This window comes from Flavihumibacter cheonanensis (assembly GCF_022352215.1).
GTDB classification, from domain to species: Bacteria; Bacteroidota; Bacteroidia; order Chitinophagales; family Chitinophagaceae; genus Flavihumibacter; species Flavihumibacter cheonanensis.
Genome location: NZ_JAKRWF010000001.1, coordinates 1 through 22,985, shown reverse-complemented (window position 1 = coordinate 22,985; position 22,985 = coordinate 1). Strand labels below are relative to the sequence as shown.

Genomic DNA, 22,985 nt, shown 5'->3' with positions numbered 1-22,985 from the left:
CGACCATGAGCCAGACCAACAACTCCGTTAACCGGCGAACTTTTCTGAAGTCGTCCGCACTTGCCGGAGGCGGACTCTTACTCAGCTTCACCTTTCTCTCCGCTTTCAAAAAAGGAGAACTGCCAACAGATCTTGAAGCCGAAGACCAATGGTATGAAATAACCGGATATATTAAAATCACACCGGACAATAAAATCAAAATATTGAATCCGAATCCGGAGTTCGGACAAAATGTAATGACATCGCTACCCATGATCGTGGCGGAGGAACTGGAAGTAGACTGGGACAAAATTGTGGTGGAAATGGGCCCGCACGACAATGTAAAATTAGGGCCTCAGTTCACGGGTGGAAGTAATTCTATCCGGATGTACTGGAAACCCCTTCGGGAAGCGGGTGCTGCAGCGCGACAAATGTTGCTGCTGGCGGCTGCTCAAACCTGGAATCTGCCAGCAGATGAACTGACAGCCAAAGCAGGGATGATCTATCATGAAAAATCAGGTAAATCAGGCACCTATGGAGAATTTGCATCCAAGGCCGCCACTATACCCATCCCCAAAGGCATGAAGCTTAAAGATGTAAAGAACCTCAAGCTGGTGCGGAATTCAAAAAAGAATGTAGAGGGACAGAAAATCGTATCCGGCCAACCACTCTTTGGCATCGATTTTAAACAGGAAGGCATGTTGATCGCGATGATTGAACATCCGCCAGCATTTGGGATGAAACTAAAATCATTCGATGCAACAGAAGTGTTGAAAATGCCCGGGATCAAAGATGTATTCCGGCAAACATTGTACGCAGATGGTATGGAGCAGGGAGGTTTTGATACCCGAAGCTTTAATGAATTGTTGGTGATAGTTGGAAAGACTACCTGGGAAGTGATGAATGCCCGAAAAAAGTTGAAAGCAAACTGGGAGCCGGCAGGTGAAACAAAGGACATTATCAATGGCAGAGGTGGTAAAAAAGAAGTGATTGTTCCTGGAAAACTGGAAACTACCAGTGAACAACGAAAACTTATGCAGGAATATGCCAATCGCCCTGCACAGCAATTACGAAAAGATGGTGATCCGGAAACAGCGTTCAAAAATGCTGCACAAATCATCGAACGCACCTACAATGCACCTTTTTTGGCACATAACTGTATGGAGCCGATGAATTTCTTCGCGCATGTTGAAGCTGACAAAGCATTGTTGGTAGGACCCTTGCAGGCACCCGCCTGGACGGAGCCCCTGCTTTCCAAAGTATTAGGCCTTCCAGCAGATAAAATCGAAATACAGATGACCCGGATGGGAGGAGGATTTGGTCGCCGTGCCTATGGGCATTATCTCGCAGAGGCTGCCTTAATTTCAAAAAAAGTAAACGCTCCGGTTAAGCTGATTTATACCCGGGAAGATGATATGACCTATGGTATTTATCGACCCATGTATACCGCCACCTACCGGGCGGCGCTTGATGCCAATAAAAACCTGATTGGATTTCATGTAAAAGGAGGTGGTATTCCTGAACATGCAATTCATGCCAACAGATTTCCGGCAGGTGCAATTGACAACTACCTGGCAGAGGGCTGGGAGATACCCTCCAATATTACCATCGGAGCATTCAGAGCACCACGATCCAATTTCAATGCCGCTGCGGAACAATCTTTTCTGGATGAAGTAGCAGAAGCAATGGGCAAGGATCCGATTGATTTCAGGCTGGAGTTATTAAAGCGTGCGAAAGAAAATCCGGTTGGAAAAAACAAAGAGTATGATGCTGACCGTTATGCCGGCGTATTAAATCTGGTAAAAGAAAAATCCGGCTGGAATATGGAAGAAAATAAAAAATACAGTCGCGGTGTAGCAGCTTATTTCTGTCACAATTCCTACGCAGCCCATGTCATAGATTTCATCAACAAGGACGGAAAACCAACTGTTGAGCAGGTATTCAGTGCAATTGATTGTGGTATCGTAGTAAATCCGGATGCCTCCACCAATATGGTGCAGGGAGCAGTAGTAGATGGTATTGGCAATGCGCTATATGGTTCACTCACACATAAGGAAGGAGCAGCTGAACAGAATAACTTTCATCGATATAAAATGATCCGCATGAATGAAACACCGAAAAAGATCGAAGTACATTTTGTGCAGAATGATATTGATCCAACCGGATTGGGTGAGCCGCCGTTCCCGCCTGTATTTGGGGCAGTTGCGAATGCATTGTATAGAGCAACCGGAAAACGTTATTATGATCAGCCTTATGGGCCTCAATTAAACAGTGCAAAAAGAGCTTTCTAACAACAAAATTATTCAACGATGATTTCCTTAACTATCAATAATAAATCGTACAACCTGGATGTAGATCCTGCAACACCATTGTTATGGGTACTCAGAGACCATTTGGACCTGGTTGGAACCAAATATGGTTGTGGCATGGCGCAATGCGGTGCCTGCACTGTGCATCTGAATGGGGAAGCGGTTCGCTCCTGTGTAACAAGAGTGAGCCAGGCGGCTGGTAAAAAAGTAGTAACCATAGAAGGTTTGTCTGAAACGAATGAACATCCGGTGCAAAAAGCCTGGCTGGAATTGGATGTTGCACAATGTGGTTATTGCCAAACCGGTCAGATCATGTCTGCAGCAGCCTTGCTCAGAAAAAACAGCAATCCTACAGACAAAGAGATTGATGCTGCGATGGCTGGAAATATTTGCCGCTGTGGAACTTATCTGAGAATACGGGAAGCTATTCATATGGCGGCGGAGATGGGGAAGGGTTAACCTGCTCCTACCCTGTTCTGAATTCTTCTAGAGAGGATGGCTGTGGTTGCTGCAGCAATGGCGGACCGGGTGGACTCATCCAACTCTTTGTAGAGCCACAGGTTTTTACCCCAGGTATCAATGATGGCGCAAACTTCATCGCCGATTCTGAATTCATAAGCGAAGGGGATGGCAAAAGGCATGGCATGTTCCTGTCCGTGTTTATCAATCACACGTTGTACCCGTACTGTTTTTATAGTAAGCGTATCACCGGCGGTAACCAGCAAACCACCCTCATTGAAATCAGCTGCCTGGAAAGGTTGTTGGATCGACCAATCATAATTGCTATACATCACCAGGTTCCATGGCTCGCCTTGATTAGGGTTCTGGGGTATAAACCTGGCGGAGAAAGCATATTGAAAAGACTGCTCCCGGTACACTTCACTCACCCAACGCGTGTTGGATTGAAACCTGGCCCCTTCTGAGATTTCCTGTTCCTGTGCGAGTACCTGAACAGCTTGTTTCCCATCGGTAAAACTAAACTCAAATTTATCCCGCTGCACCGAACGCAGGGAACCTAATTCAATCTGAAACAGATTCAGCAGATTTTCCTGTAAGAGCGATTGTTCATTCCTGTTATATCGGCCCCTGGTAGTAAGCAAGCCGCGTTTGATCCGGGAGGTAGAATAAGGCCCTAGCCGGACAGGCTTTCTGCCCTCCCCGGTACCGGCTATTTTCACCGGATACTGGATCGCCTGCTCTTTGAACCGGTCTGGAATGGCAATCTGCATATTGGGAGTTCCGCAGGCAAGGAAAAGGGAGGCCAGTACGAATAAAACACAGGTTTTCATTTGTTTCATTTAATAATTGGTAAGGTGTTTATTCATATACCCCTGCAAGAAACAAAAGGGTTGGGTAAACGCTCCAGTTTTTTTTAGTTGGCTGGCATCGGCTTCATCTTGTGTTTGGAAAGCAACTCACTCAGGGGCGCTACATTCAACCGAATGCGCTCCTCATCTGTAGCCAGGGTAGTATCAATAGGTGCCAGCAGCGAAGCTCCGGTAGCAGCATCAAACACGAATTGGGTACCATATTTCTGATAGCCTTCCGTGTATAGTAGAAAGCGATCATAATTCAACGCAACCATTCTTGGGAAGTTTTCCTTTTTCAGGGAGGCGGTATCATTCGCTGACTGCAATTCTTGCAAAGCAGCACTGGAAAGATGGTAGGCCAGTAAATAATTCTCGGGACTAACACTGCCCAGTTCCCCCTCGCAAAGTTTACCAGCAGTATGTTGCAGGATCAGTGCTGCACGAAATTTATCCAGGGGTGTCTTCACCTGGCCGGCTGCCAGCAACTCAAAAATCCGGTTGCGATGCACTTTATCAAAGTTTTCCAGGATTACCGTATCGGTTCTGGCATCAAGCTCCCGCACTTCAATATCCTTGAGGAAAAGCTGTTCAATTTCAGGATGATCAACTGGCTTTACTGTTTTCTCTTCCTGCGCCTCTTTACAACTCAAAAGCGATACAAGGCCAATCAGCAGGAAAGACAAGTGAAAATTTCTCATGGTGTTGAAATTAAAAGCAGTGTGCAAATAACAATATCCGGGCAGACAGATAAATTATCTTATGGTAAGTTTTATAAGATTATTTAAATTCAGCATATGAGAAAAGACTATAGCCCCAGGAAGCTCAATTTTTGGCTGCTGTTAGTCTTTATAGTAGCCGTTGTATTGCGCGCCGTCCATTATTTTAGCAGATCCTCCATGTGGCTGGATGAATTGGCAGCTGCTTTCAATGTCAGTGAACGAAGTTTTTACCAATTAGCAACAGAAAGCCTGGATTTCAACCAGGTAGCTCCACTGGGTTTTTTATGGCTTCAAAAAACAGCTACATTACTGTTTGGTGTAAACGATCATGCTTTTCGATTTTTCCCCTTTGTATTATCCTTGCTATCCCTCGTATTGTTTTTGTCCATCTGTAAGAACTTCCTGAAAGGATTACCCCTGCTAGGGGCTTTTACCCTATTTGCATTAAGCATTTCGATGGTATTCTATGGAGGTGAATCCAAACAATATTCGGGAGATGTAACAGCAGCGCTGTTCCTGGTTTGGAGCAGTCTTCAATTAGTTAAAGGAAAACTGAAAACTTCACAGCTATGGGTGCTATGCATTGGCGGATTTCTGTTCATCTTTTGCTCCATGCCGGCAGTAGTGCTGGCTCCTTTTGTACTGGGCATGGTGTTTCTCCAACTGATAAAAAAGAAAACAGCTTTATCCGTCCGGCAATTTGCGCTGGTAGCTGCCAGCTGGGCTGTTGCCTGTATCTTATTAACCTACTACGCCAAATTTGTAATCAGTACCGGCACACAAGAGGCCATGAGTGAGTACTGGTCAAGAGGATTTGCGCCACTTAGCTCTGTTCCGGATTTTTTACTGTGGATACCATTTAAATTACAAAAGGAACTAAGTTTTTCATTAGCCTGGTTCGCAACGGAAGAACTACCACAATTGAAATACATAGCCTGGGCACTATTGATACTCTCAGTACCAGGTATGCTTTATTTGCGAAAGCAGTCTGGCATGGCAACGGTGATGCTGCTGGCGTCGGTTATTGTTGCCTTGGTACTTGCTATTTTCCGGGTTTTACCTTTTGATGGCAGGGTATCCATTTATGCAACCTGGCCTTTTTTAGTAACAGGTATGGCAGGAATCAATGCTATTTCACAATGGGTTCCCAAAACAGTAGCACCTGCTATTTCAACGAGCTTAACACTTTTGGTTTCCTTGCCAATCGGATTACTATTAATCCTTGTTCCACCTCTTCACCCACCCTATAATAGCCAGTCGGCCCAGCCGGTATTAAAAGAACTTAAAAAACAACTGCAACCGGATGACATACTTTATGTTTATTTCAAATCGAATTATGCCATTCGGTTTTATGGACCAGAGGAAGGAATCACCAACTATATCGCGGGTCTTGGTTATGCAACAGCAGACTCCATACTCAGAGATATTGATACATTCAAAGGACGCAAACGTGTCTGGTTTTTCTTTACCCAGTGGACCCGCAAACAACCTTTCCCGGATACGATTAAAGCCTACATGGGCAAGGTTATCGGAAAGCAAATAGGTTATATTCCAGACCCGGATGGCAATACAGCCGATACAGAAGCGGCGGCCTATTTGTATGATTTATCCGGGAAAGATTAAAAAATTCTTCCAATCTGCCTGAATTAAATTTTCCATCGTAATATTGCGATACAATAATACAATGGGCGCAACCAAATCATCCGAATTCAGTGCGAAAGAGAACCTGCTGGCTAAATATGCCAAGGCACTGGGACATCCTGCAAGAATTGCCATTCTTAAGCTATTGGTAAGTAAATCCACCTGTCAGTGCGGGGATATCGTTGAAGAACTGCCACTTTCGCAAAGCACGGTTTCTCAACATTTAAAAGAACTGAAAGAAGCCGGGCTCATCAAAGGGGAGATCGAAGGTGCCAAAGTATGCTATTGCATAGATGAAAAAGAATGGAAAAAAGCACAGAAATCCCTTAATCAATTGTTCGATAGCTACAAGGGATGTAATGAATGTTGCTAATTAAAAACACACGTATTATGCAAGCCGAAAACCTCTTACAACTCTGGACCGAAGGCAGAACCCGGTTCACCAATCAGCTTTCTTCCATCACCGAAGCGGATCTGACTAAACGATTAGGAGATGCGCCGAATTCAGCAGGATTTCTTATCCGGCATATTGCGGATGTAGAACTCCTGTTCACCAAAAATGTGTTTAAAGCAGAGGGACTGCAGGTACATGCCAAAACAGTGATAGCACAAAAAGATACCGGCGAATGGACCAATCTGTCGGAATTGCTATCCTATCAGCAAACAGCATATGAAGCACTAAGAGCGGTATTACTCAACCAGCCGGATAGTGCATGGGAAGAGATCATCACGACCAAAGAATTTGGTACCAAAACGAAAATAGAAGCTCTGGGGCGCATCACTACCCATACCGCCTATCATGCAGGGCAATTAGCGATCATTTTAAAATACGGCAAGTAATAGTATGTCAGCAAACAACTGTGCACCCGCACATGAAAGAAAACAGTTGAACTTTTTAGACCGGTATTTAACCCTATGGATTTTTTTGGCCATGGGACTGGGCGTTGCGATTGGTTATTTTTTACCTGAATCCTCTGGCTTTATCAATTCTTTTTCCTCCGGCACTACGAATATTCCACTGGCAGTGGGACTGATACTGATGATGTATCCGCCCTTTGCCAAAGTGCGGTACGAACAACTGAAAGAAGTATTCCGGAATACGAAAGTGCTGGGTATGTCGCTTTTTCTGAATTGGGTGATTGGCCCCATTCTGATGTTTATCCTGGCAATCGTTTTTTTGCAAGATTACCCGGAATACATGGTCGGACTCATACTCATAGGCCTCGCACGCTGTATTGCGATGGTCATTGTATGGAATGAGCTGGCAGAAGGAAGCAGGGAATATGCAGCGGGACTGGTAGCACTCAACAGTATCTTTCAGGTGCTGCTATACAGCGTTTATGCCTACCTGTTTGTAACCGTTTTGCCTCCTCTCTTTGGCGTTACAGGTTCTGAAGTAAACATCACCATTGGCCAGATAGCGGAAAGTGTTGCCATTTATCTGGGGATTCCTTTTGTTGCCGGATTCCTTACAAGGATCCTGCTTCGCAAAGCAAAAGGTGATGAATGGTACAACAACAGTTTCATTCCCTTTATTTCTCCCATAACCCTAATCGCATTGCTTTTCACCATTGTAGTGATGTTTAGTCTCAAGGGAGAACTGATTGTTCAGATCCCATTTGATGTGGTAAGAATTGCCATACCGTTGGTGATCTATTTCGCAATCATGTTCCTCGTGAGTTTTTTCCTGGGTAAAAAAATGGGGGCGGATTATTCCACGAATGCTTCCATCGCATTCACAGCGGCAGGCAACAATTTTGAGCTGGCGATTGCAGTGGCGATTGGTGTATTTGGCATCAACAGCGGGCAGGCATTTGCCGGGGTAATTGGCCCACTGGTGGAAGTCCCTGCTTTGATTGCCTTGGTGAATGTGGCTTTCTGGCTGAGAAATAAATACTACAGTATATGAGAATAGCCTTGTTCAGCGATATACATGCCAATCTTCCGGCATTGGAAGCTTGTTTTAAAAGTATGGAAGAACACCAACCGGATGCCATTTATTGCCTGGGTGATTTGGTTGGATACAATGTTTGGCCCAATGAAGTGATCAACGAAATCAGAAAGAGAGGCATCCCAACCATTGCAGGGAATTATGATCAGGGCATCGGGTTAATGAATGGTGAAAGCGGTTGTGCCTACAAAACAGATACCGACAAGGACATGGGCAAAATCTCCATCGGCTTTACCAATTCAATAGTAAAAGAAGATGAACGCCGCTATCTGAGAACTTTACCTGCTCATATCCGGGTAGAGTTTCAACTGAACGATGACAAACTCAATCTTTTACTGGTACATGGAAGTCCGAGGAAGATAAATGAATACCTCTTTGAAGACAGGGAGGAAAAAAGTCTGTTACGCATCATGGAGGAAGCAAATGCAGATATCCTGTGCTTCGGACATACACATAAACCTTACCATCGTATATTGCCAACTGAACCAACTACACCAGCGCACTATCGGCATGCTATCAATATTGGGTCGGTTGGAAAACCTAAGGATGGTACTCCTAATGGTTGCTATGTAATCCTGACAATCAACTCCGAAAGCAGCATCACCAATAAAGAGGCCATACAGGTTGAATTTATCCGGTTTGCATACGATGTAGAGAAAGCCGCAAAAGCAATAGAGGACAGTCCCTTGCCAAATGAATTTGCAGCTATGCTACGAAAGGGATATTAATCCTTACATCCACATTTCCTTTCTTTTTTCCGGCATCAACATATCGGTGGGCGGCAACGATTTCACTGAATGGGAATACCTTGTCGATAACAGCAGAACATTTCCCTTTCTCAAATAAATCGCAGATCAACTGCAAATGCTCTATTTTCTCAGATGCCATAACCATGCCATTGACAGTTAGAAAGCTTCCCCCCTTTTTTAACAGGGGCTGGCAGATTTTTTTATTTGTGTAACCCACTGCATCGAATATGATATCGAATTTTTCATCTAATTGCGTAAAATCTAGTCGGTCGTAATAAACTACCTTATCTACTCTCAGTTGGTCCATTAATTCTCCCCCGGCGCTACTGCAAACAGCTGTTATGGTTGCCCCATAAAACCTGACTACCTGAACAGCTGCGCTACCGACTGATCCGGTTGATCCATAAATAAGTACGTTGGGATTTTCAAATTTCCGGATACCTGCTTTGTCTAAAAAATAAATCGCGGTATGCCATCCAAAAGGAAGGGCAGCAGCTTCCTCAAAACTTGCATTAGCAGGCATACAGGCAACAATGCCGGCTTCATTTAGGGTAATGTATTCAGCATGGGTACCAAAACGAAAGCCAGTCATACCGAAAACCCGGTCCCCTTTTTTAAACCGCGACGTTTTTTTGCCCGTCTGTTCTACTATTCCGGAAAACACAGTCCCCAGTATAGACCTGCGGGGTTTATAAAAACCAAAGATGATCTTCATGATAAATTTTTGAAACCTGCTAACTGCCAAACTGCGAACTTTTACATCGCCGGAATTTACAGACGCAGCCATAATGCGCACCAATAGTTGATTTTCCTGGCAGACAGGTTTGGGCAGCTCCCGGATCTCCAATTGCTCCGGTGCTCCGTATCTTGTACAGATGGCAGCTTTCATTGTTTGCATCTGCAAGTATAGGTTACCTGGACGCATCAACTTCTTAACTATAGGTAAGATTGCTGGCGTTTAACCAGCCTGCCTCTTAATCGGCTCAGCGATTCAGGAGTAATACCAAGATAACTTGCCAACTGATGTTGAGGCACCCGCTGAAACAAATCTGGCCGCGATTCTATAAGAGCCAGGTAACGCTCTTCCGCAGAGGAGGTTTTAAACTTGTCTAATTCCAATCGGGCTTTAGCAACTAATTGTTAAGACAATACTCTGCACATCATTTCATAACGGGGGAACCTGGTAAATGCTGCTTGTTCAAGTTCAGGGTTCGAAATGCAAACGAGGGTATCCTCAACGCAGGAAATAGAATACTTTAAGGGGGATCCATCAAGAGAAGAAGCAGCGGATAACGCCTCCATTTCGGTATAAAATTCAGTAGTTTTCTCTTCGTTGTTTTTCAGGCAGAAGGTTCTGAGGCAGCCTTCCAAAACAAAATAGCTATCATGAGAAACCTTGCCCTCTTTTAAGAGAATTGTACCTTTTTTGTAGGATTTGATGATACTCAACTCGCGGATAAGCTGCTTTTCATCCGGCGAAAGTTCCATATAACGTTCTATAAAATCAAAAAGCACCTGTTCCATAGTAACTTATTATCAATTAAAACCATTCTATTCAACTAAGATACTTCATCATTGGCCGAAAGTTAATAGCTTTAGAATGATACCAATGTTTTTTCTGATTATAAAGTAACCAATGATATACAAATTTCGGATTAATACACCATCTCTACTACTGCTTTTGTTTACAATTGTATTCAAGTCCTGCACCTCCTTAAAAAAGGATGATAAGGAGCTATCTACAACATCAGCCACATCGAATGATACCATTTATTGTGCACCGGGAGCCTCTCAGATCGACACGGCAATTATCCAATCCATAACAGGTGAAAAAGGGGTTTATAAAAATGGAGAATTTAAAATCACCATCCCCCAGAATGATCTTTCCATCATAGTGGACGGATTTAAAATCATCCCACCAATGGGACTTGGTACCTGGGTAGCTTTTACCCCCTGTGCAGATACTGCCATGGTGATGGGAGACCTGGTACTTACCGAAACTGACCTGGCCCCCGTTCAACGCGAGGTCATCCGGCAGGGATTTACGATCACTGCCATCCACAACCATTTTGTCCGCAATCGTCCGAATGTGATGTATATGCATATTGATGCAAAAGGCAGAGTACCTGAGCTGGCAGGCAAAGTCAAAACTATTTTGGCCAAAATAAATGAAGTTAGAGGGCATATTCCTAAGGAAGGTAAAAGCGACAGCGTAGTAAATTCCTTAAACCGGATGAAATTGGATACCCTCCTGGGTTATACAGGTGAATACGCCAAAGGCGTTTATAAGTATACGATCGGACGGCCGGATGTGAACCTGCGCGAACATGGGATTCCGGTTAGCAGTTTTATGGGATTCAATACCTGGGCAGCCTGGCAGGGCAGCATGGAGAAAGCCGCAGTAGCAGGTGATTTTGCCATGCTGGAGAATGAGGTGGAGCCGGTTATCAAAACCCTGATTGAAGGAAATATTGAAGTGGTAGCGGTACACAATCATATGGTACATGAAAATCCCCGGATATTTTTCCTCCATTACTGGGGTGTCGGAAATGCTGATTCCCTGGCAATTACCCTGCGCAAAGCACTGGACCAGACCGGTACCCCAAAATAAAATTAGCCATCCTGAAAGCCATTCTAAATTTTTATACCTTTGGGCGGATGGGATTCAATAAAAAAATAAGTAGCTTTTTTCTGCTGGCATTCCTGCTTTTGCAGATTCACAGCCTTATTCCCCATCATCACCATAAAGAGCGTACATCTGAACATACCCATCATGGTTCCGGTGCGCACACCCATCACCATGATGAGGAACCTGCCTCAGATCTTCCACATGATGCAGATCTTGGGAAGATAGTAACCCGTCAGGAAGAGTCCGGTTTATCAGCTTATACCATCCTTGTAGAATTTGATTTACCTGAACAATTCACGTTTCAGCTTAAGGCCAGGGAATTCAACCAGGATACCCTATTTAGTGGAAATAAGGCCTTCGAACCAGATCCCGGATTCCCTCCCGGTAATTCGCTGCGCGGTCCACCCAGCGCCTGATCCCCCATTTACATAATTAGTTGTAGCTGATTAGCTGGCAGACTTAGCCGGCTACAGTTGCAGGCCCGCATTTATTCATTTCTTAAATAAACAATCATGAAGCCTTTCATCAGTTTGCTGCTGTTGGCAGCAGGATCTTTTATCATGTCTTGTAATGACGCTCCGAAAGAACAGACTCATACCCACGAGGATGGTTCTACGCACGCTGACCATGCAACGGATACCACCAAACCCGTACAACAGGAGTTTACACTAACGGATTCCACTAAAACAGATTCCTTAAAAACGGATACCAGTGGAAAAGCGCATACCCATGCAGATGGAAAAGAGCATGTACACTAAAAATCAAAAAAACGCATGAAGCAGTTTTTAACAGTTTGCCTGATGCTGGCACTAGGTATCGGTTGTAAACAACCGGCCCCAGACAGCCATGCCCATAATGCGGATGGCAGTCATCCGGAAGAAGGACCAGCCGCTATTTCCTATACCCAATACAGTAAGCAATCCGAATTGTTTGTGGAATTCAAACCCTTGATTGTTGGTAAGACTTCCTCCTTTGCAACCCACTTAACGGTGCTTGGGGAAGTCTTCAAACCACTTACCAGGGGGAAGGTAACACTGAGTCTGATCATCAATGGAAAAGGAATCAGAACTATAGCAGCAGAACCTGGTTCTCCGGGTATATTCCGGCTTGCCTTACAACCTGTAACCGCCGGCACAGGCAAACTGGTTTTTACCATCGAATCTGACTCCATAACCGACGAACATATCATTGAACCGGTGGTGGTTTATGCGGATGAGCAATCGGCTTCCAGTCAACCGGCCGCCGCCACAACGGCTGATATCAGTTTTCTAAAAGAGCAGGCCTGGAGAATTTCCTTCGCCAATGAACCAGCTACCAATGAACGGATTATTGACCAGATTAAAGTTACCGGCCAACTCATTGCAGCCCCGGGCGATCAGGTAACAATGGCTGCTCCCACCGCCGGCATCCTTCAATTTAGTGGCAATAAAACCATTCTGGGTACACCTGTCCGTAAAGGGACTACTCTGTTCACCATTAAAGGTGCCGGACTCACCACTGACAATATTGACGCAACCGTACAAGTTGCAAAAGCAGAGGCCAATACCGCCAGTATTGAATATGAAAGGGCCAAACAATTGATGGCAGACAAACTGATTACAGCAAATGAATACCAGGCAACAGAATTGCGGTACAGGAACAGTCAGATCCAATTAAAAAACCTTACGAATCAGTATGGCCAATCCGGGAAATCAGTCATCGCACCCATAAATGGTTTTCTGGGTACGGTGCTGGTGAACGATGGTCAATATGTTCAACCCGGACAACCACTTGCTGTAATCAGCCAGAACAAAAAAATCCTGCTGAAAGCTGATTTGCCTATGAAACATGCGGCATCTCTTAAGAAAATCAGAGGCGCTGATTTTACCATTCTTCAGAATGATCAGTTATACACTACAGAAGCATTGCATGGAAAACTGATTTCATTTGCAACAACTACCAGCCCGAATCTGCCGGCAGTACCACTGCATTTCGAAATTGATAACCGTCCGGAATTTTTACCCGGTTCTTTTGCAGATGTATTTCTTAAAACGGATTCGCTTGAATCTTCTATTACCATTCCCGTTACTGCATTACTGGAAGAGCAGGGAAATTTTTCAGTATATGTGCAAACAGCAGGTGAAAGCTTTCAAAAAAGAGAAGTACAAACCGGTGCCCGGGATGGCAAAAGGGTACAAATCCTTACCGGCATAAAGCAAGGAGAGCGGGTGGTTACAAAAGGTGCCTATCAAATCAAACTGGCTTCTGCAAGCAGTGCGCTGCCTGCCCATGGCCATGAGCATTAAACCCTAACAAGATGTTGAACAGGATCATACTTGGATCAATACAGAACAGGTATATAGTACTGGCGATTTCCGCATTACTTATTATAACCGGAACATATACTGCCAACCGCATGGAAGTGGATGTATTTCCGGATTTAACAGCCCCCACTGTAGTCATTCTCACAGAAGCACATGGAATGGCTCCCGAAGAAGTGGAACGAATGGTAAGTTTTCCGGTTGAAACTGCGGTTAATGGGGCAGGCAATGTAAGGAGAGTGCGTTCCAGTTCTTCAGCAGGAATTTCCATTGTTTGGGTGGAGTTTGACTGGGGTACTGAAATTTATCGCGCCCGGCAGATTGTTAGTGAAAAACTTGGCATGCTGGCCAATCAATTACCCGCAGGTGTCAATGCACCCGTGATGGCTCCCCAATCCTCCATCATGGGTGAAATTATGCTGATCAGTGTAACCGGAAGCCAAACCTCTCCGATGGAGCTACGCACCATTGCAGACTGGAATATCCGGCCACGATTACTTTCCATTGGCGGAGTTTCCCAGGTGGTTGTGATCGGAGGCGCTTACAAACAATACCAGGTCCTGGCTTCCCCGCAAAAGATGGCCTATTACAATATTACCCTGGAAGAGCTTTTAACAACAGCCCAACAAGCCAACCTCAATGCCTCCGGTGGCTTCATGAATGAATACAGCAATGAATACATCATCAGGGGAATTGGACGCACCAATGAGCTGCAGGAACTGGGAAAATCAGTTGTCAAAACCACCAATGGTCTGCCTGTTAAACTGGAAGATATAGCCAGTATTGTTATTGGTGAGGCGGTCAAAATCGGAGATGGCTCTTTTAAGGGTGAGCCGGCTGTGATTCTCACTGTTATGAAGCAGCCAGGTACCAATACACTGGAACTGACCGATCAGATTGACACTGCGATTGCTGGTTTACAAAAGACGCTCCCAAAAGATTTAACCATCAATACAAAAATATTCCGGCAGGCAGATTTTATCAATGCATCCATTGGTAACATAAAACAGGTATTACTGGAAGGGTCCTTATTTGTTGTGCTGATTTTATTTCTGTTTTTAATGAATACAAGAGCCACGCTGATTTCCCTGCTGGCTATTCCAATCAGTTTGCTTACTGCCATTCTGGCGCTGAAACTCATGGGTTTCACCATCAATACCATGAGTTTGGGAGGAATGGCAATTGCTATTGGTGATCTGGTAGACGATGCCATTATTGATGTGGAAAATGTATTTCGTCGCTTAAAAGAAAATGCTGGCAGACCACCTGAACAAAGACAATCGAACCTTAAGGTAATATATGATGCGTCTGTTGAAATCCGTAGTTCTGTTATTAACGCAACCTTTATTATCATCGTTGCCTTTCTTCCCCTGTTCTTTCTTTCGGGTATGGAAGGAAGATTACTTGCTCCGTTAGGCATTTCCTTTATTGTGGCATTATTTGCCTCCCTGATTGTAGCCATTACACTTACACCGGTATTGTGCAGCTACCTGCTTACGAATGAATCAATGCTGCTAAAGCAAAAGAAAGAAAGCTGGTTGGTTCAGAAATTGACAGCCGGTTATGAAAAATTATTGATTCCGGCATTAAAAATTCCGAAACCGATTTTATTTACAGCCCTCCTGCTTTTTGTTGGTGCTCTCCTTCTCTTAAGCAAACTGGGTCGCAGTTTCTTACCAGAATTTAATGAAGGTTCCCTGGTGGTCAGTGCTACCAGTTTGCCTGGCATTTCACTGGAAGAAAGCAATGCAATTGGTACTAAAGTGGAACAGGCACTATTAACCATTCCGGAGATCAGCATGACAACCCGCAGGACCGGCCGGGCAGAACTGGATGAGCATGCACAAGGTGTAAATGCTTCTGAAATTGATGCTCCATTTGTGCTGAAAGACCGTTCAAGAGAAGCATTCCTGGAGGAAGTAAGAGAAAAAATGCAAGAGATTTCCGGTGTTAATATTACCATCGGGCAACCCATCGGTCACCGGATTGATCATATGTTATCAGGTACCCGGGCCAATATTGCTATCAAGTTATTTGGCACAGATCTGAATAAATTATTCTCCTTATCCAACGAGGTGAAAGCTGCTATTGAAAACATACCCGGACTCGTTGATATCAGTGTGGAACAACAAGTGGAAATTCCTCAAATCCAGATAAAGCCCAACCGGGAACGCCTGGCCTATTATGGCATCACCATTGGAGATTTTACCAATTTTATTGATGTAGCATTTGCCGGTGAAAAAGTAGGAGAAGTGTATGATGAAAACAAGCGATTCGATTTGGTGTTGAGATTCGACAGCAGTAATCGGGGAAGCCTGGACAAACTCAGGAATACACTTATCGATGCAGCTGACGGACAAAAAATTCCACTGAGTTCAGTGGCAGAATTGGTATCGGCATCCGGTCCGAATACCATTAACAGAGAAAATGTTGAAAGAAAAACAGTTGTATCGGTAAATGTAGCCGGAAGGGATCAGAAATCTGCCGTAGCTGCCATTCAGCAGGAAGTTAACAGCAAGCTACAACTTCCACAAGGATACCGCATTGAATACGGCGGACAGTTTGAGGCAGAGAAGGAAGCATCGGCAACCCTGGTCTACACCTCACTTCTTGCCATAGTTATTATATTCTTCCTGCTGTACCATGAATTCCAATCTTTGAAAACAGCCGGAATCATCTTATTGAATTTGCCATTGGCTTTAATCGGCGGTGTACTCAGTATTTATTTCAGCTCAGGAATCATCAGCATTCCGGCAATAATTGGCTTTATCACATTATTTGGGATTGCCACAAGAAATGGTATACTACTTATATCCCATTACAAAACACTGCAATCAGAAGGCATGGAACTAAGGCGGGCAATTGTCGAAGGATCGAAAGACCGCTTATCTCCCATTTTGATGACTGCTTTAACTGCAGGGCTCGCGCTGATTCCACTTGCGCTCGGTGGCGATTTACCAGGCAATGAAATCCAAAGCCCCATGGCTAAAGTCATACTGGGCGGACTCCTGAGTGCAACCTTGCTTAATCTCTTTGTAATTCCGATCGTTTATTTCCTTTCAAATAATAAGAAATAAGACATGCGATACTTCTTCATTGGATGCTTCATTTTAAATTCAGTTCTTACAGTGAACGGGCAGGAACAGCTGCAACAGGCATTGGATGCTGTTCGCATCAATAATCTGGCTATAAAAACCAACCAGAAATTCTGGTCGGCAAAAAATGCAGTATCGAAGACAGGCTTAACAATTACTGATCCATTGGTTGAATATGATTACATGTTTGGCTCGCCAGCAGGCGCAGGCAATCAACGGGATTTTGCTATTACCCAGCGACTTGATTTTCCATCTGTGTATAAAAGAAAGAAAACAGTATCGCAGCTGCAGATCAATCAATCGCAACCCTATCTCCGGGCCTATGAGCAAACTATTTTGCTGGAAGCCAAACTGCAGCTGATTCAATTGATTTATCTGAACAAAAAACGAAACATAGTTCAGGCAAGACTGACAAAAACTCAAAAACTGGTTACTGACTATGCTAAAAAACTGGAACAGGCTGCCGTTACCATTCTTGATTATAACAAGGCCCGGTTGCAGTTGGTGACCATACAAAATGAACTGGCCTTACTTGAAAATGAACAACAAATAATCCATACCAAACTTGCAGAATTAAATGGTGGAACCACCTTCCATTTTAAAGACAGCAGCTACCCGGCATATCCGGACATACCTAATTTCGAATGGATAGATAGTATAATTGAAGCGAATGATCCTGTCATCCAATCGTTGGAGCAGGAAAAGATCATCAGCCAGCAACAGGTGCTGGTACAGAAAGCATTGAATCTGCCCAAGTTCGAAGCCGGATACCATTCTCAGGGAATACTCGGGCAAAGCTACAAGGGAATTCATGGAGGCATTGTCATTCCGCTTTGGGAAAACCGGGGCAGACTGGAAGCCGCCAGAAAGCAGGCAGAGCATGCACAGCAATTAGAAATTAGCAGTCGCCTTGAACATAGCAAGGAACACCAGCAACTCTATGAACAACTGGCAGTGCGGGAAACTGCAATGAAAAATTATAAGTCGACCCTTGATTCCCTGAACAATGAATACCTGTTGAACAAAGCACTTCAGCTTGGCCAAATTACTGTTATTCAATATTTCATGGAAGAGTCCTACTATTACCAGGCGGTTGATATGTATTTACGATTGGAACATGAATACCAGCAAACCTTAGCCAGGCTTTTCAAATACCAGTTATGATAATTTTTTAATCCTGATTTTTTCAATGCGGAGATGATCCATCTCCAGAATTTCGAAACCTAAACCATTCCAGTTTAATTTTTCACCTACTGCTGGAATATGATCCAGTTCCTGTAGCAGAAAGCCTCCCAGTGTATTGAAATCACTATCCTGATCGGTTTCTTCAATGGAGAAAAAATGCAGGAACTCAAAATAAGAATACTGACCGTCTGCAACCCACTGATCAAGTCCAGTTTCAATAATTGCATATTCGGCCTGGTTGTATTCTGTGACATCTCCTACCAGTGCATCCAGAATGTCATCCATTGTAACAAGTCCTTCCAATGCCCCATATTCATCAATTACCAATCCAACATGCATTTTTTCTTTCCGAAATTTCTCCAGCACCCTGTAAGCCGGAGTAGAACCATGCAGATAAAGCGGCTGGCGAATAAACTGATCAATTTCAAATGCCTGTCTACCGCAGATCACCGGAAACAAATCTTTTACCGAAATAACCCCTTTAATTTTATCAAGTGAACCCTGGATAACCGGATATACCGAATGAGGCTCCTCTGAAATTTTTCTGGCTATTTCTGTAAGTTCATCTTTGTAATCCATATACACCAGGTCGCTTCGATGTGTCATTAATTCATTTACTTTTCGATCACCAAGCGCAAACACTCTTTCTACAATATCCTGCTCAATCTCCTGTATCTCTCCGCTGTCTGTACTATCCTGAATGATGGCTTTGATTTCTTCTTCACTAACAATCCCTTCTTCCTTATTCTTCAAACCAAACAATCCCAGGAAAAAGTTATTAGTAATGGTAAGCAGCCAGATGAATGGCTTTGTAATTACCGATAACAGGTTCATTGGTTGCGCTACCAGTTTGGCAATAGTTTCCGGGAACATCAGGCCAATACGTTTAGGGATCAGTTCTCCAAATACGATGGAGAAAAAAGTCAATACGATCAGCACCACCGCAACAGAAACTGTATCAGCATAAGGCTGTAAAAAGGAAATACTGCTTATAAACGCTTTTACATCTTCCGTAATTTTTTCACCACTGTAAATACCGGTCAGAATGCCGATCAGCGTGATTCCAATCTGCACTGTAGATAAAAACGTATTGGGATTTTCAGAAAGCTTGAGCGCAGCTTTTGCTGTAAAGAAATTTTTACTGGTGTTCCGGGTTACTGCTGTAGATATTCAGATACAGCAACATCGCATTTTCTTCCTTCGCAATTTTCACCCCATTCTTTGTAACCTCGGCTGGTAGTTCGGCGGTAACGGCTGCTACCCTGTTCTGTACATTGATTGCCGCCACATCGGGATCTGTTCCAATTTCAAAAATTACCTGTACCACTCCCACTCCATCATTTCCGGCATCGGATGACATATACTTCATTCCGGGCACGCCATTGATAGCTCTTTCCAATGGAACAAGGGCTGCTTTGGTTACCGTTTCCGCGTTGGCCCCGGTATATTCCACAGTAACATTTACTTCTGGCGGAGCCACACTTGGAAACTGGGTCATGGGCAGCCGGAACAAGGATAAAATTCCTAGCAGTGCAATAATTACAGATATGACAATAGATAAGAGAGGTCTGCGTATAAACTTGACCGTCATGTAGGATTGAATTAAAGTTGAAGAATAAAAATCAACGTTTCACCAGTTCCGGTTGAACCAGCTCGCCTTCCCGTGCCAGCTGTACCCCTTCATAAATAATGCGGTCAGTGGCTGAAATTCCGGATTCCACCAGGAAAAGATGAGGCAACCGGCCTTTGGGAATAATTCTTCTTATTCGTACCCGGTTGGCAGAATCAACAACATAGACATTGAGCTGATCCTGCACTTCAAAAGTGGACCGTTGAGGTATGGCGAATACCTCTTTTACTTCCATTTCCCGAATCACTTTGGCAGTAGCGCCGTGTTTCAACCAACCCTTTTTATTGGAAAAACGTGCCCGAAATGCAAGGGTGCCGGAAGCCTGATTTATTTCCGATTCAATCGTTTCAACTGTACCCATTACCGGATAAAGCTCACCGTTCGCCAGCTTCATCGACACCTTTAGATTGCGGGTGCCGGTTTCTTTTTGCATGTCCAGGTATTCTTTTTCAGAGAGATTGAAATAGGCAAACACTTCCTGGTCATTCGACAAAGTAGTCAACAATGCCCCTTCGTCTACCAAACTTCCGGTTTTATTAGGTATTCGGTTGATCTTCCCTGCAAAAGGAGCCCGAATCTGTGTAAAGGACAAATTCAATTCTGCCAGTGATACCGCAGCTGTTGCTTCTTCAATTTTTGCTGCTGCAGCTGCCTTTTTTGCATTAATTAAATCAATTTCTGCACTGGAAATAATGTTCTTATCCGTTAGTAATTGTGCATTCTGCAACTCCAGTTCTACGGCTTTCAATTCTGCTTGCAAAGATTTCAATTGTGCCCTGGATTTAAGTAAATCTTCCCGGAAAGCGCGACTGTTTAACTGAAATAAAACCTGTCCGGCTGCAACGGATTGCCCTTCATCAACCAGGATCTTTTCAATAAATCCGGCTACTCTGGAACGAATTTCAACCTGTTGGACAGATTGAATAGAAGCGACATATTCTTTCTGAAAACTGGTATCGAGTTTTACCGGGTGAATAACCTGAAAATTTGTTTTCTCTTCGGTGGCTGGTTTTTCAGTTGAAGTGCAGGAAACCAATAAGTAAGCTATACCTGTAAACAGGATAGTGCACCACCTGTTAAGGTGATAGATATGATAATTCATAAAACTGAATAAATTAATAGAGAATACAGGCGATTAGAGCCTGATGGACCAAAAAATACGTTCTAAGAGAATACACTATGCCAGTTCAGGAGGGGGAGAAAAAATATCGCCTGATAAACGATCGAGCATGGTATTGATGTAATAAGCCGGAGGGGTATTTCCCGATACTCCAATAACCGGATTAATCAGCTCATAATGAGGTAAATAGTCATAATAGACCAGTTGCAACTGCTGAAACTTTTGTCCGTTGTCGCTGTCTTCATCTTCGGGGGTATCATCCACGTATCCAAAAACCACCTCCGTAAGAAATTCAGCCAGGGAGTTGATATCATCCAGTTGCTGGCCATGGCGATCATACACATCCACTTCCTGCTGTTGCGGCAGAAACATGGCCCCGTTAATATGAACGATGAGCAATAGGAAGGTAACCAACTTTTTCACAGCGCAAAGATAGACGAATAATTAATATTTCTAGTAGGCCAAAAAATAGTAGCTTTTTGATAATTAGAAAGTTTATGCAATACAAAATGGAAAAGCCTTTGATGGGCACCATCGAAACCGAAAAATACCAGTGTACCATTGAATGGCGGAATGGAAAAATCATTGCGGATGAGCCGGCTTCATTGGGAGGAAAAGATACGGGACCGGATCCCTACAGCTTGTTATTATCTTCTTTGATTTCCTGCAAACTGATAACGCTTCGCATGTATATCGATCGTAAGCAATGGGATATTCCCAATCTGACGATTCATGCCAATATGTACCAGGAAACAAAAAATGAAGTGATCACCAGTTATATCGATTGTGATTTGATTTTTCCTGCCGGGGTACCGGATGACCAGCGTTTGCGCCTGCAGGAGATTGCTAAAAATTGTCCCGTTAGCAAAATTTTACAGGGCGAAGTCAAAGTCCGCATGTTTGCCTTCCGGGAACCCGAAACCAAAACCATCCGCTACAGTACGGAAGAAGTAACCGTTGAATGGAAACCGGAACTCTGTCAGCACTCCACCCGTTGCTGGAAACAGTTGCCCCAGGTGTTTAAGCCGACACAGAAAAAATGGATTGAGCCGGAGGGAGCAGATAAAGAGCGAGTGGAAGAACAGGTAAAGAGGTGCCCGTCCGGCGCGCTGGTATTTATTGATAATAAAAAAGTATAGAACTGCTGATCATGTACGAACTCTTTTTCCAGGCATTCAATGAAAAAGTTCCTTTAACTTCAGAGGAGCAGGAAACTATTAAAACCTTTCTCACCCCTAAGAAATTACGCAAGAAACAATACCTGCTGCAGGAAGGGGATATCTGCAAATACATCGCATTTGTAGAAAAAGGCGCGCTGAAATCTTATGTAATAGATGACGCCGGAACGGAACGTATCACGCAGTTTGCGTTGGAAGGATGGACCATCTCTGATCTGTACAGTTTTCTCACGGGCGAACCAGCAACGTATCATATAGATGCGATAGAAGATGCCGAACTGGTCCTGATCAGTAAAGCGGCACATGAAGAACTGCTGCAAAAAGTACCGAAATATGAAACCTATATCCGCCTGCAAATAACCGGTGCATATATCGCGCTGCAAAGAAGACTTACATCGATTATCAGTTTACCAATTGAAGAACGATACAAGAATCTCATTGCCCTCTATCCTAGCATCGTTCAGCGTGTACCTCAACACATGATTGCCTCCTATATGGGTCTTACGCCGGAAACACTTAGCAGAGTACGCGGACGGGTATCAGGTAAAAAATAAGTCGCAGTTATCAGTCATTGATTAAAATCAAGGGAATTTCTTGCTCCAACGTAATGGAGCAGGCCCTGCTGTGGCAGTAGCTTTGTGTTATCAAAAAGGAAGATGATGAGCACAAAACAAACCATAGCAGTGATCGGCGCATCCGGAAATAGGGGTGCAGCAATATCCAAAATATTGGCCAAAGGGAATAACCGGCTCCTGCTCATCGCCAATGAAAAAGAAAAGGTAGAGAATGTAGCACAAGACATAACCAATAATACAGCCTCTGCAGAAGTGGAAGTACTGGAATGTCCTACAGATGCTTCCTGGGAGGCAGACCTAATTATTTTGGCAGTTCCTTATCAGGCTGAAAAAGAAATCGCAGAGAAGATCCGGGAAGTATCCAATCAGAAAATTGTCATCTCGCTAAACAATTCTTATAACAGCTCGCAAGAAGCGTTACAAAATCTGTTACCCAACTCCAAAGTAGTAAAAGCAACCTTAGAAGAAATTCAATCCATCATTCAAAAGCTGAGTTCAACAGATAAGTGCAATTTTTGAAAACAAATGACAAAATGATTTTGAGGTCATTTTGTCATTTGACTGAGTAGTGCAATCTTTGGATTGCTTATGTCAAAAAATTACAAACAACTCAGT

The 22,985-nt window shown here is 43.8% G+C and carries 24 protein-coding genes; 16 read left to right on the top strand and 8 right to left on the bottom strand.

Annotation, left to right across the window (positions count from 1 at the left end; translation table 11 throughout):
- Positions 1-5: 5 nt before the first annotated feature.
- Entirely contained in the window at positions 6-2,270 is a 2,265-nt protein-coding gene (locus MD536_RS00120) for a xanthine dehydrogenase family protein molybdopterin-binding subunit (RefSeq protein ID WP_239594661.1), read from the top strand.
- A gap of 18 nt (positions 2,271-2,288) precedes the next feature.
- Complete coding sequence (locus tag MD536_RS00115) at positions 2,289-2,747, top strand: (2Fe-2S)-binding protein (protein WP_239594660.1); 459 nt, start codon at positions 2,289-2,291, stop codon at positions 2,745-2,747.
- On the opposite strand, the gene MD536_RS00110 is transcribed toward MD536_RS00115, so the two are convergent.
- Both MD536_RS00110 and MD536_RS00105 read right to left on the bottom strand, forming a co-directional pair.
- Positions 2,744-3,577 carry a hypothetical protein gene (locus MD536_RS00110; RefSeq protein WP_239594659.1) on the bottom strand — a complete coding sequence of 278 codons (834 nt, stop codon included), beginning with the start codon at positions 3,575-3,577 and terminating at the stop codon, positions 2,744-2,746. The two genes, MD536_RS00115 and MD536_RS00110, sit on opposite strands and share 4 nt — an antisense overlap.
- Positions 3,578-3,660: 83 nt before the next feature.
- Positions 3,661-4,296: a hypothetical protein gene (locus MD536_RS00105; RefSeq protein ID WP_239594658.1), complete on the bottom strand. Its 636-nt coding sequence runs from the start codon at positions 4,294-4,296 to the stop codon at positions 3,661-3,663.
- A gap of 96 nt (positions 4,297-4,392) precedes the next feature.
- On the opposite strand from MD536_RS00105, the gene MD536_RS00100 reads away from it, so the two are divergent.
- The 5 genes from MD536_RS00100 to MD536_RS00080 all read left to right on the top strand — a co-directional run bounded on the left by MD536_RS00100 (position 4,393) and on the right by MD536_RS00080 (position 8,637).
- Entirely contained in the window at positions 4,393-5,940 is a 1,548-nt protein-coding gene (locus MD536_RS00100) for a glycosyltransferase family protein (RefSeq protein ID WP_239594657.1), read from the top strand.
- Between the two features lie 61 nt (positions 5,941-6,001).
- The gene (locus MD536_RS00095) at positions 6,002-6,331 is read left to right on the top strand and encodes an ArsR/SmtB family transcription factor (RefSeq protein WP_239594656.1); all 330 of its coding nucleotides are present in this window, start codon (positions 6,002-6,004) and stop codon (positions 6,329-6,331) included.
- Positions 6,332-6,348: 17 nt separating this feature from the next.
- A complete protein-coding gene (locus MD536_RS00090) occupies positions 6,349-6,798 on the top strand; it encodes a DinB family protein (protein ID WP_239594655.1) in 450 nt (149 codons plus the stop codon).
- A gap of 4 nt (positions 6,799-6,802) precedes the next feature.
- On the top strand, positions 6,803-7,867 hold the full coding sequence (gene arsB, locus MD536_RS00085; protein WP_239594654.1) for an ACR3 family arsenite efflux transporter: 1,065 nt from the start codon (positions 6,803-6,805) through the stop codon (positions 7,865-7,867).
- A complete protein-coding gene (locus MD536_RS00080) occupies positions 7,864-8,637 on the top strand; it encodes a metallophosphoesterase family protein (RefSeq protein ID WP_239594653.1) in 774 nt (257 codons plus the stop codon). The genes arsB and MD536_RS00080 overlap by 4 nt, the downstream gene beginning before the upstream one ends.
- Here MD536_RS00080 and MD536_RS00075 read toward each other — a convergent pair.
- Both MD536_RS00075 and MD536_RS00070 read right to left on the bottom strand, forming a co-directional pair.
- The gene (locus MD536_RS00075) at positions 8,615-9,556 is read right to left on the bottom strand and encodes an NAD(P)-dependent alcohol dehydrogenase (protein WP_239594652.1); all 942 of its coding nucleotides are present in this window, start codon (positions 9,554-9,556) and stop codon (positions 8,615-8,617) included. The genes MD536_RS00080 and MD536_RS00075 overlap by 23 nt on opposite strands.
- 242 nt (positions 9,557-9,798) lie before the next feature.
- Positions 9,799-10,182 (bottom strand): Crp/Fnr family transcriptional regulator, encoded by a 384-nt coding sequence (locus tag MD536_RS00070; RefSeq protein WP_239594651.1) that lies wholly within the window; start codon positions 10,180-10,182, stop codon positions 9,799-9,801.
- Positions 10,183-10,294: 112 nt separating this feature from the next.
- Here MD536_RS00070 and MD536_RS00065 point away from each other — a divergent pair, with 112 nt between their 5' ends.
- From MD536_RS00065 to MD536_RS00040, 6 genes are all read left to right on the top strand, one after another.
- Complete coding sequence (locus MD536_RS00065; RefSeq protein ID WP_239594650.1) at positions 10,295-11,269, top strand: DUF1259 domain-containing protein; 975 nt, start codon at positions 10,295-10,297, stop codon at positions 11,267-11,269.
- A 47-nt stretch (positions 11,270-11,316) separates the two neighbouring features.
- Positions 11,317-11,703 (top strand): DUF6769 family protein, encoded by a 387-nt coding sequence (locus tag MD536_RS00060; RefSeq protein WP_239594649.1) that lies wholly within the window; start codon positions 11,317-11,319, stop codon positions 11,701-11,703.
- Positions 11,704-11,799: 96 nt separating this feature from the next.
- Positions 11,800-12,045 carry a hypothetical protein gene (locus MD536_RS00055; RefSeq protein WP_239594648.1) on the top strand — a complete coding sequence of 82 codons (246 nt, stop codon included), beginning with the start codon at positions 11,800-11,802 and terminating at the stop codon, positions 12,043-12,045.
- Between the two features lie 15 nt (positions 12,046-12,060).
- Positions 12,061-13,572: an efflux RND transporter periplasmic adaptor subunit gene (locus tag MD536_RS00050; protein ID WP_239594647.1), complete on the top strand. Its 1,512-nt coding sequence runs from the start codon at positions 12,061-12,063 to the stop codon at positions 13,570-13,572.
- An 11-nt stretch (positions 13,573-13,583) separates the two neighbouring features.
- Positions 13,584-16,664, top strand: coding sequence for an efflux RND transporter permease subunit (locus tag MD536_RS00045; RefSeq protein WP_239594646.1), 3,081 nt, complete (start codon positions 13,584-13,586; stop codon positions 16,662-16,664).
- 3 nt (positions 16,665-16,667) lie between these two features.
- Positions 16,668-17,846: a TolC family protein gene (locus MD536_RS00040; RefSeq protein ID WP_239594645.1), complete on the top strand. Its 1,179-nt coding sequence runs from the start codon at positions 16,668-16,670 to the stop codon at positions 17,844-17,846.
- On the opposite strand, the gene MD536_RS00035 is transcribed toward MD536_RS00040, so the two are convergent.
- From MD536_RS00035 to MD536_RS00020, 4 genes are all read right to left on the bottom strand, one after another.
- Entirely contained in the window at positions 17,841-19,037 is a 1,197-nt protein-coding gene (locus MD536_RS00035) for a hemolysin family protein (RefSeq protein ID WP_317208114.1), read from the bottom strand. The genes MD536_RS00040 and MD536_RS00035 overlap by 6 nt on opposite strands.
- Complete coding sequence (locus tag MD536_RS00030; RefSeq protein WP_239594643.1) at positions 19,006-19,458, bottom strand: efflux RND transporter permease subunit; 453 nt, start codon at positions 19,456-19,458, stop codon at positions 19,006-19,008. Before MD536_RS00030 ends, MD536_RS00035 begins: the two co-directional genes overlap by 32 nt.
- 31 nt (positions 19,459-19,489) lie before the next feature.
- Positions 19,490-20,599 (bottom strand): efflux RND transporter periplasmic adaptor subunit, encoded by a 1,110-nt coding sequence (locus MD536_RS00025; RefSeq protein WP_239594642.1) that lies wholly within the window; start codon positions 20,597-20,599, stop codon positions 19,490-19,492.
- Positions 20,600-20,674: 75 nt separating this feature from the next.
- A complete protein-coding gene (locus MD536_RS00020; RefSeq protein WP_239594641.1) occupies positions 20,675-21,040 on the bottom strand; it encodes a hypothetical protein in 366 nt (121 codons plus the stop codon).
- Positions 21,041-21,114: 74 nt separating this feature from the next.
- On the opposite strand from MD536_RS00020, the gene MD536_RS00015 reads away from it, so the two are divergent.
- From MD536_RS00015 to MD536_RS00005, 3 genes are all read left to right on the top strand, one after another.
- Entirely contained in the window at positions 21,115-21,756 is a 642-nt protein-coding gene (locus MD536_RS00015; RefSeq protein ID WP_239594640.1) for a (4Fe-4S)-binding protein, read from the top strand.
- An 11-nt stretch (positions 21,757-21,767) separates the two neighbouring features.
- Positions 21,768-22,349 carry a Crp/Fnr family transcriptional regulator gene (locus tag MD536_RS00010; RefSeq protein WP_239594639.1) on the top strand — a complete coding sequence of 194 codons (582 nt, stop codon included), beginning with the start codon at positions 21,768-21,770 and terminating at the stop codon, positions 22,347-22,349.
- A 105-nt stretch (positions 22,350-22,454) separates the two neighbouring features.
- The gene (locus tag MD536_RS00005) at positions 22,455-22,889 is read left to right on the top strand and encodes an NAD(P)-binding domain-containing protein (protein WP_239594638.1); all 435 of its coding nucleotides are present in this window, start codon (positions 22,455-22,457) and stop codon (positions 22,887-22,889) included.
- The last annotated feature ends 96 nt before the right edge of the window (positions 22,890-22,985 follow it).

Excerpts from the sequence above, each read along its gene's own strand:
- MD536_RS00120 (WP_239594661.1), top strand. The coding sequence starts at position 6 with ATGAGCCAGACCAACAACTCCGTTAACCGGCGAACTTTTCTGAAGTCG.
- MD536_RS00115 (WP_239594660.1), top strand. The coding sequence starts at position 2,289 with ATGATTTCCTTAACTATCAATAATAAATCGTACAACCTGGATGTAGAT.
- MD536_RS00110 (WP_239594659.1), bottom strand. The coding sequence starts at position 3,577 with ATGAAAACCTGTGTTTTATTCGTACTGGCCTCCCTTTTCCTTGCCTGC.
- MD536_RS00105 (WP_239594658.1), bottom strand. The coding sequence starts at position 4,296 with ATGAGAAATTTTCACTTGTCTTTCCTGCTGATTGGCCTTGTATCGCTT.
- MD536_RS00100 (WP_239594657.1), top strand. The coding sequence starts at position 4,393 with ATGAGAAAAGACTATAGCCCCAGGAAGCTCAATTTTTGGCTGCTGTTA.
- MD536_RS00095 (WP_239594656.1), top strand. The coding sequence starts at position 6,002 with ATGGGCGCAACCAAATCATCCGAATTCAGTGCGAAAGAGAACCTGCTG.
- MD536_RS00090 (WP_239594655.1), top strand. The coding sequence starts at position 6,349 with ATGCAAGCCGAAAACCTCTTACAACTCTGGACCGAAGGCAGAACCCGG.
- arsB (WP_239594654.1), top strand. The coding sequence starts at position 6,803 with ATGTCAGCAAACAACTGTGCACCCGCACATGAAAGAAAACAGTTGAAC.
- MD536_RS00080 (WP_239594653.1), top strand. The coding sequence starts at position 7,864 with ATGAGAATAGCCTTGTTCAGCGATATACATGCCAATCTTCCGGCATTG.
- MD536_RS00075 (WP_239594652.1), bottom strand. The coding sequence starts at position 9,556 with ATGCAAACAATGAAAGCTGCCATCTGTACAAGATACGGAGCACCGGAG.
- MD536_RS00070 (WP_239594651.1), bottom strand. The coding sequence starts at position 10,182 with ATGGAACAGGTGCTTTTTGATTTTATAGAACGTTATATGGAACTTTCG.
- MD536_RS00065 (WP_239594650.1), top strand. The coding sequence starts at position 10,295 with ATGATATACAAATTTCGGATTAATACACCATCTCTACTACTGCTTTTG.
- MD536_RS00060 (WP_239594649.1), top strand. The coding sequence starts at position 11,317 with ATGGGATTCAATAAAAAAATAAGTAGCTTTTTTCTGCTGGCATTCCTG.
- MD536_RS00055 (WP_239594648.1), top strand. The coding sequence starts at position 11,800 with ATGAAGCCTTTCATCAGTTTGCTGCTGTTGGCAGCAGGATCTTTTATC.
- MD536_RS00050 (WP_239594647.1), top strand. The coding sequence starts at position 12,061 with ATGAAGCAGTTTTTAACAGTTTGCCTGATGCTGGCACTAGGTATCGGT.
- MD536_RS00045 (WP_239594646.1), top strand. The coding sequence starts at position 13,584 with ATGTTGAACAGGATCATACTTGGATCAATACAGAACAGGTATATAGTA.
- MD536_RS00040 (WP_239594645.1), top strand. The coding sequence starts at position 16,668 with ATGCGATACTTCTTCATTGGATGCTTCATTTTAAATTCAGTTCTTACA.
- MD536_RS00030 (WP_239594643.1), bottom strand. The coding sequence starts at position 19,458 with ATGACGGTCAAGTTTATACGCAGACCTCTCTTATCTATTGTCATATCT.
- MD536_RS00025 (WP_239594642.1), bottom strand. The coding sequence starts at position 20,599 with ATGAATTATCATATCTATCACCTTAACAGGTGGTGCACTATCCTGTTT.
- MD536_RS00015 (WP_239594640.1), top strand. The coding sequence starts at position 21,115 with ATGCAATACAAAATGGAAAAGCCTTTGATGGGCACCATCGAAACCGAA.
- MD536_RS00010 (WP_239594639.1), top strand. The coding sequence starts at position 21,768 with ATGTACGAACTCTTTTTCCAGGCATTCAATGAAAAAGTTCCTTTAACT.
- MD536_RS00005 (WP_239594638.1), top strand. The coding sequence starts at position 22,455 with ATGAGCACAAAACAAACCATAGCAGTGATCGGCGCATCCGGAAATAGG.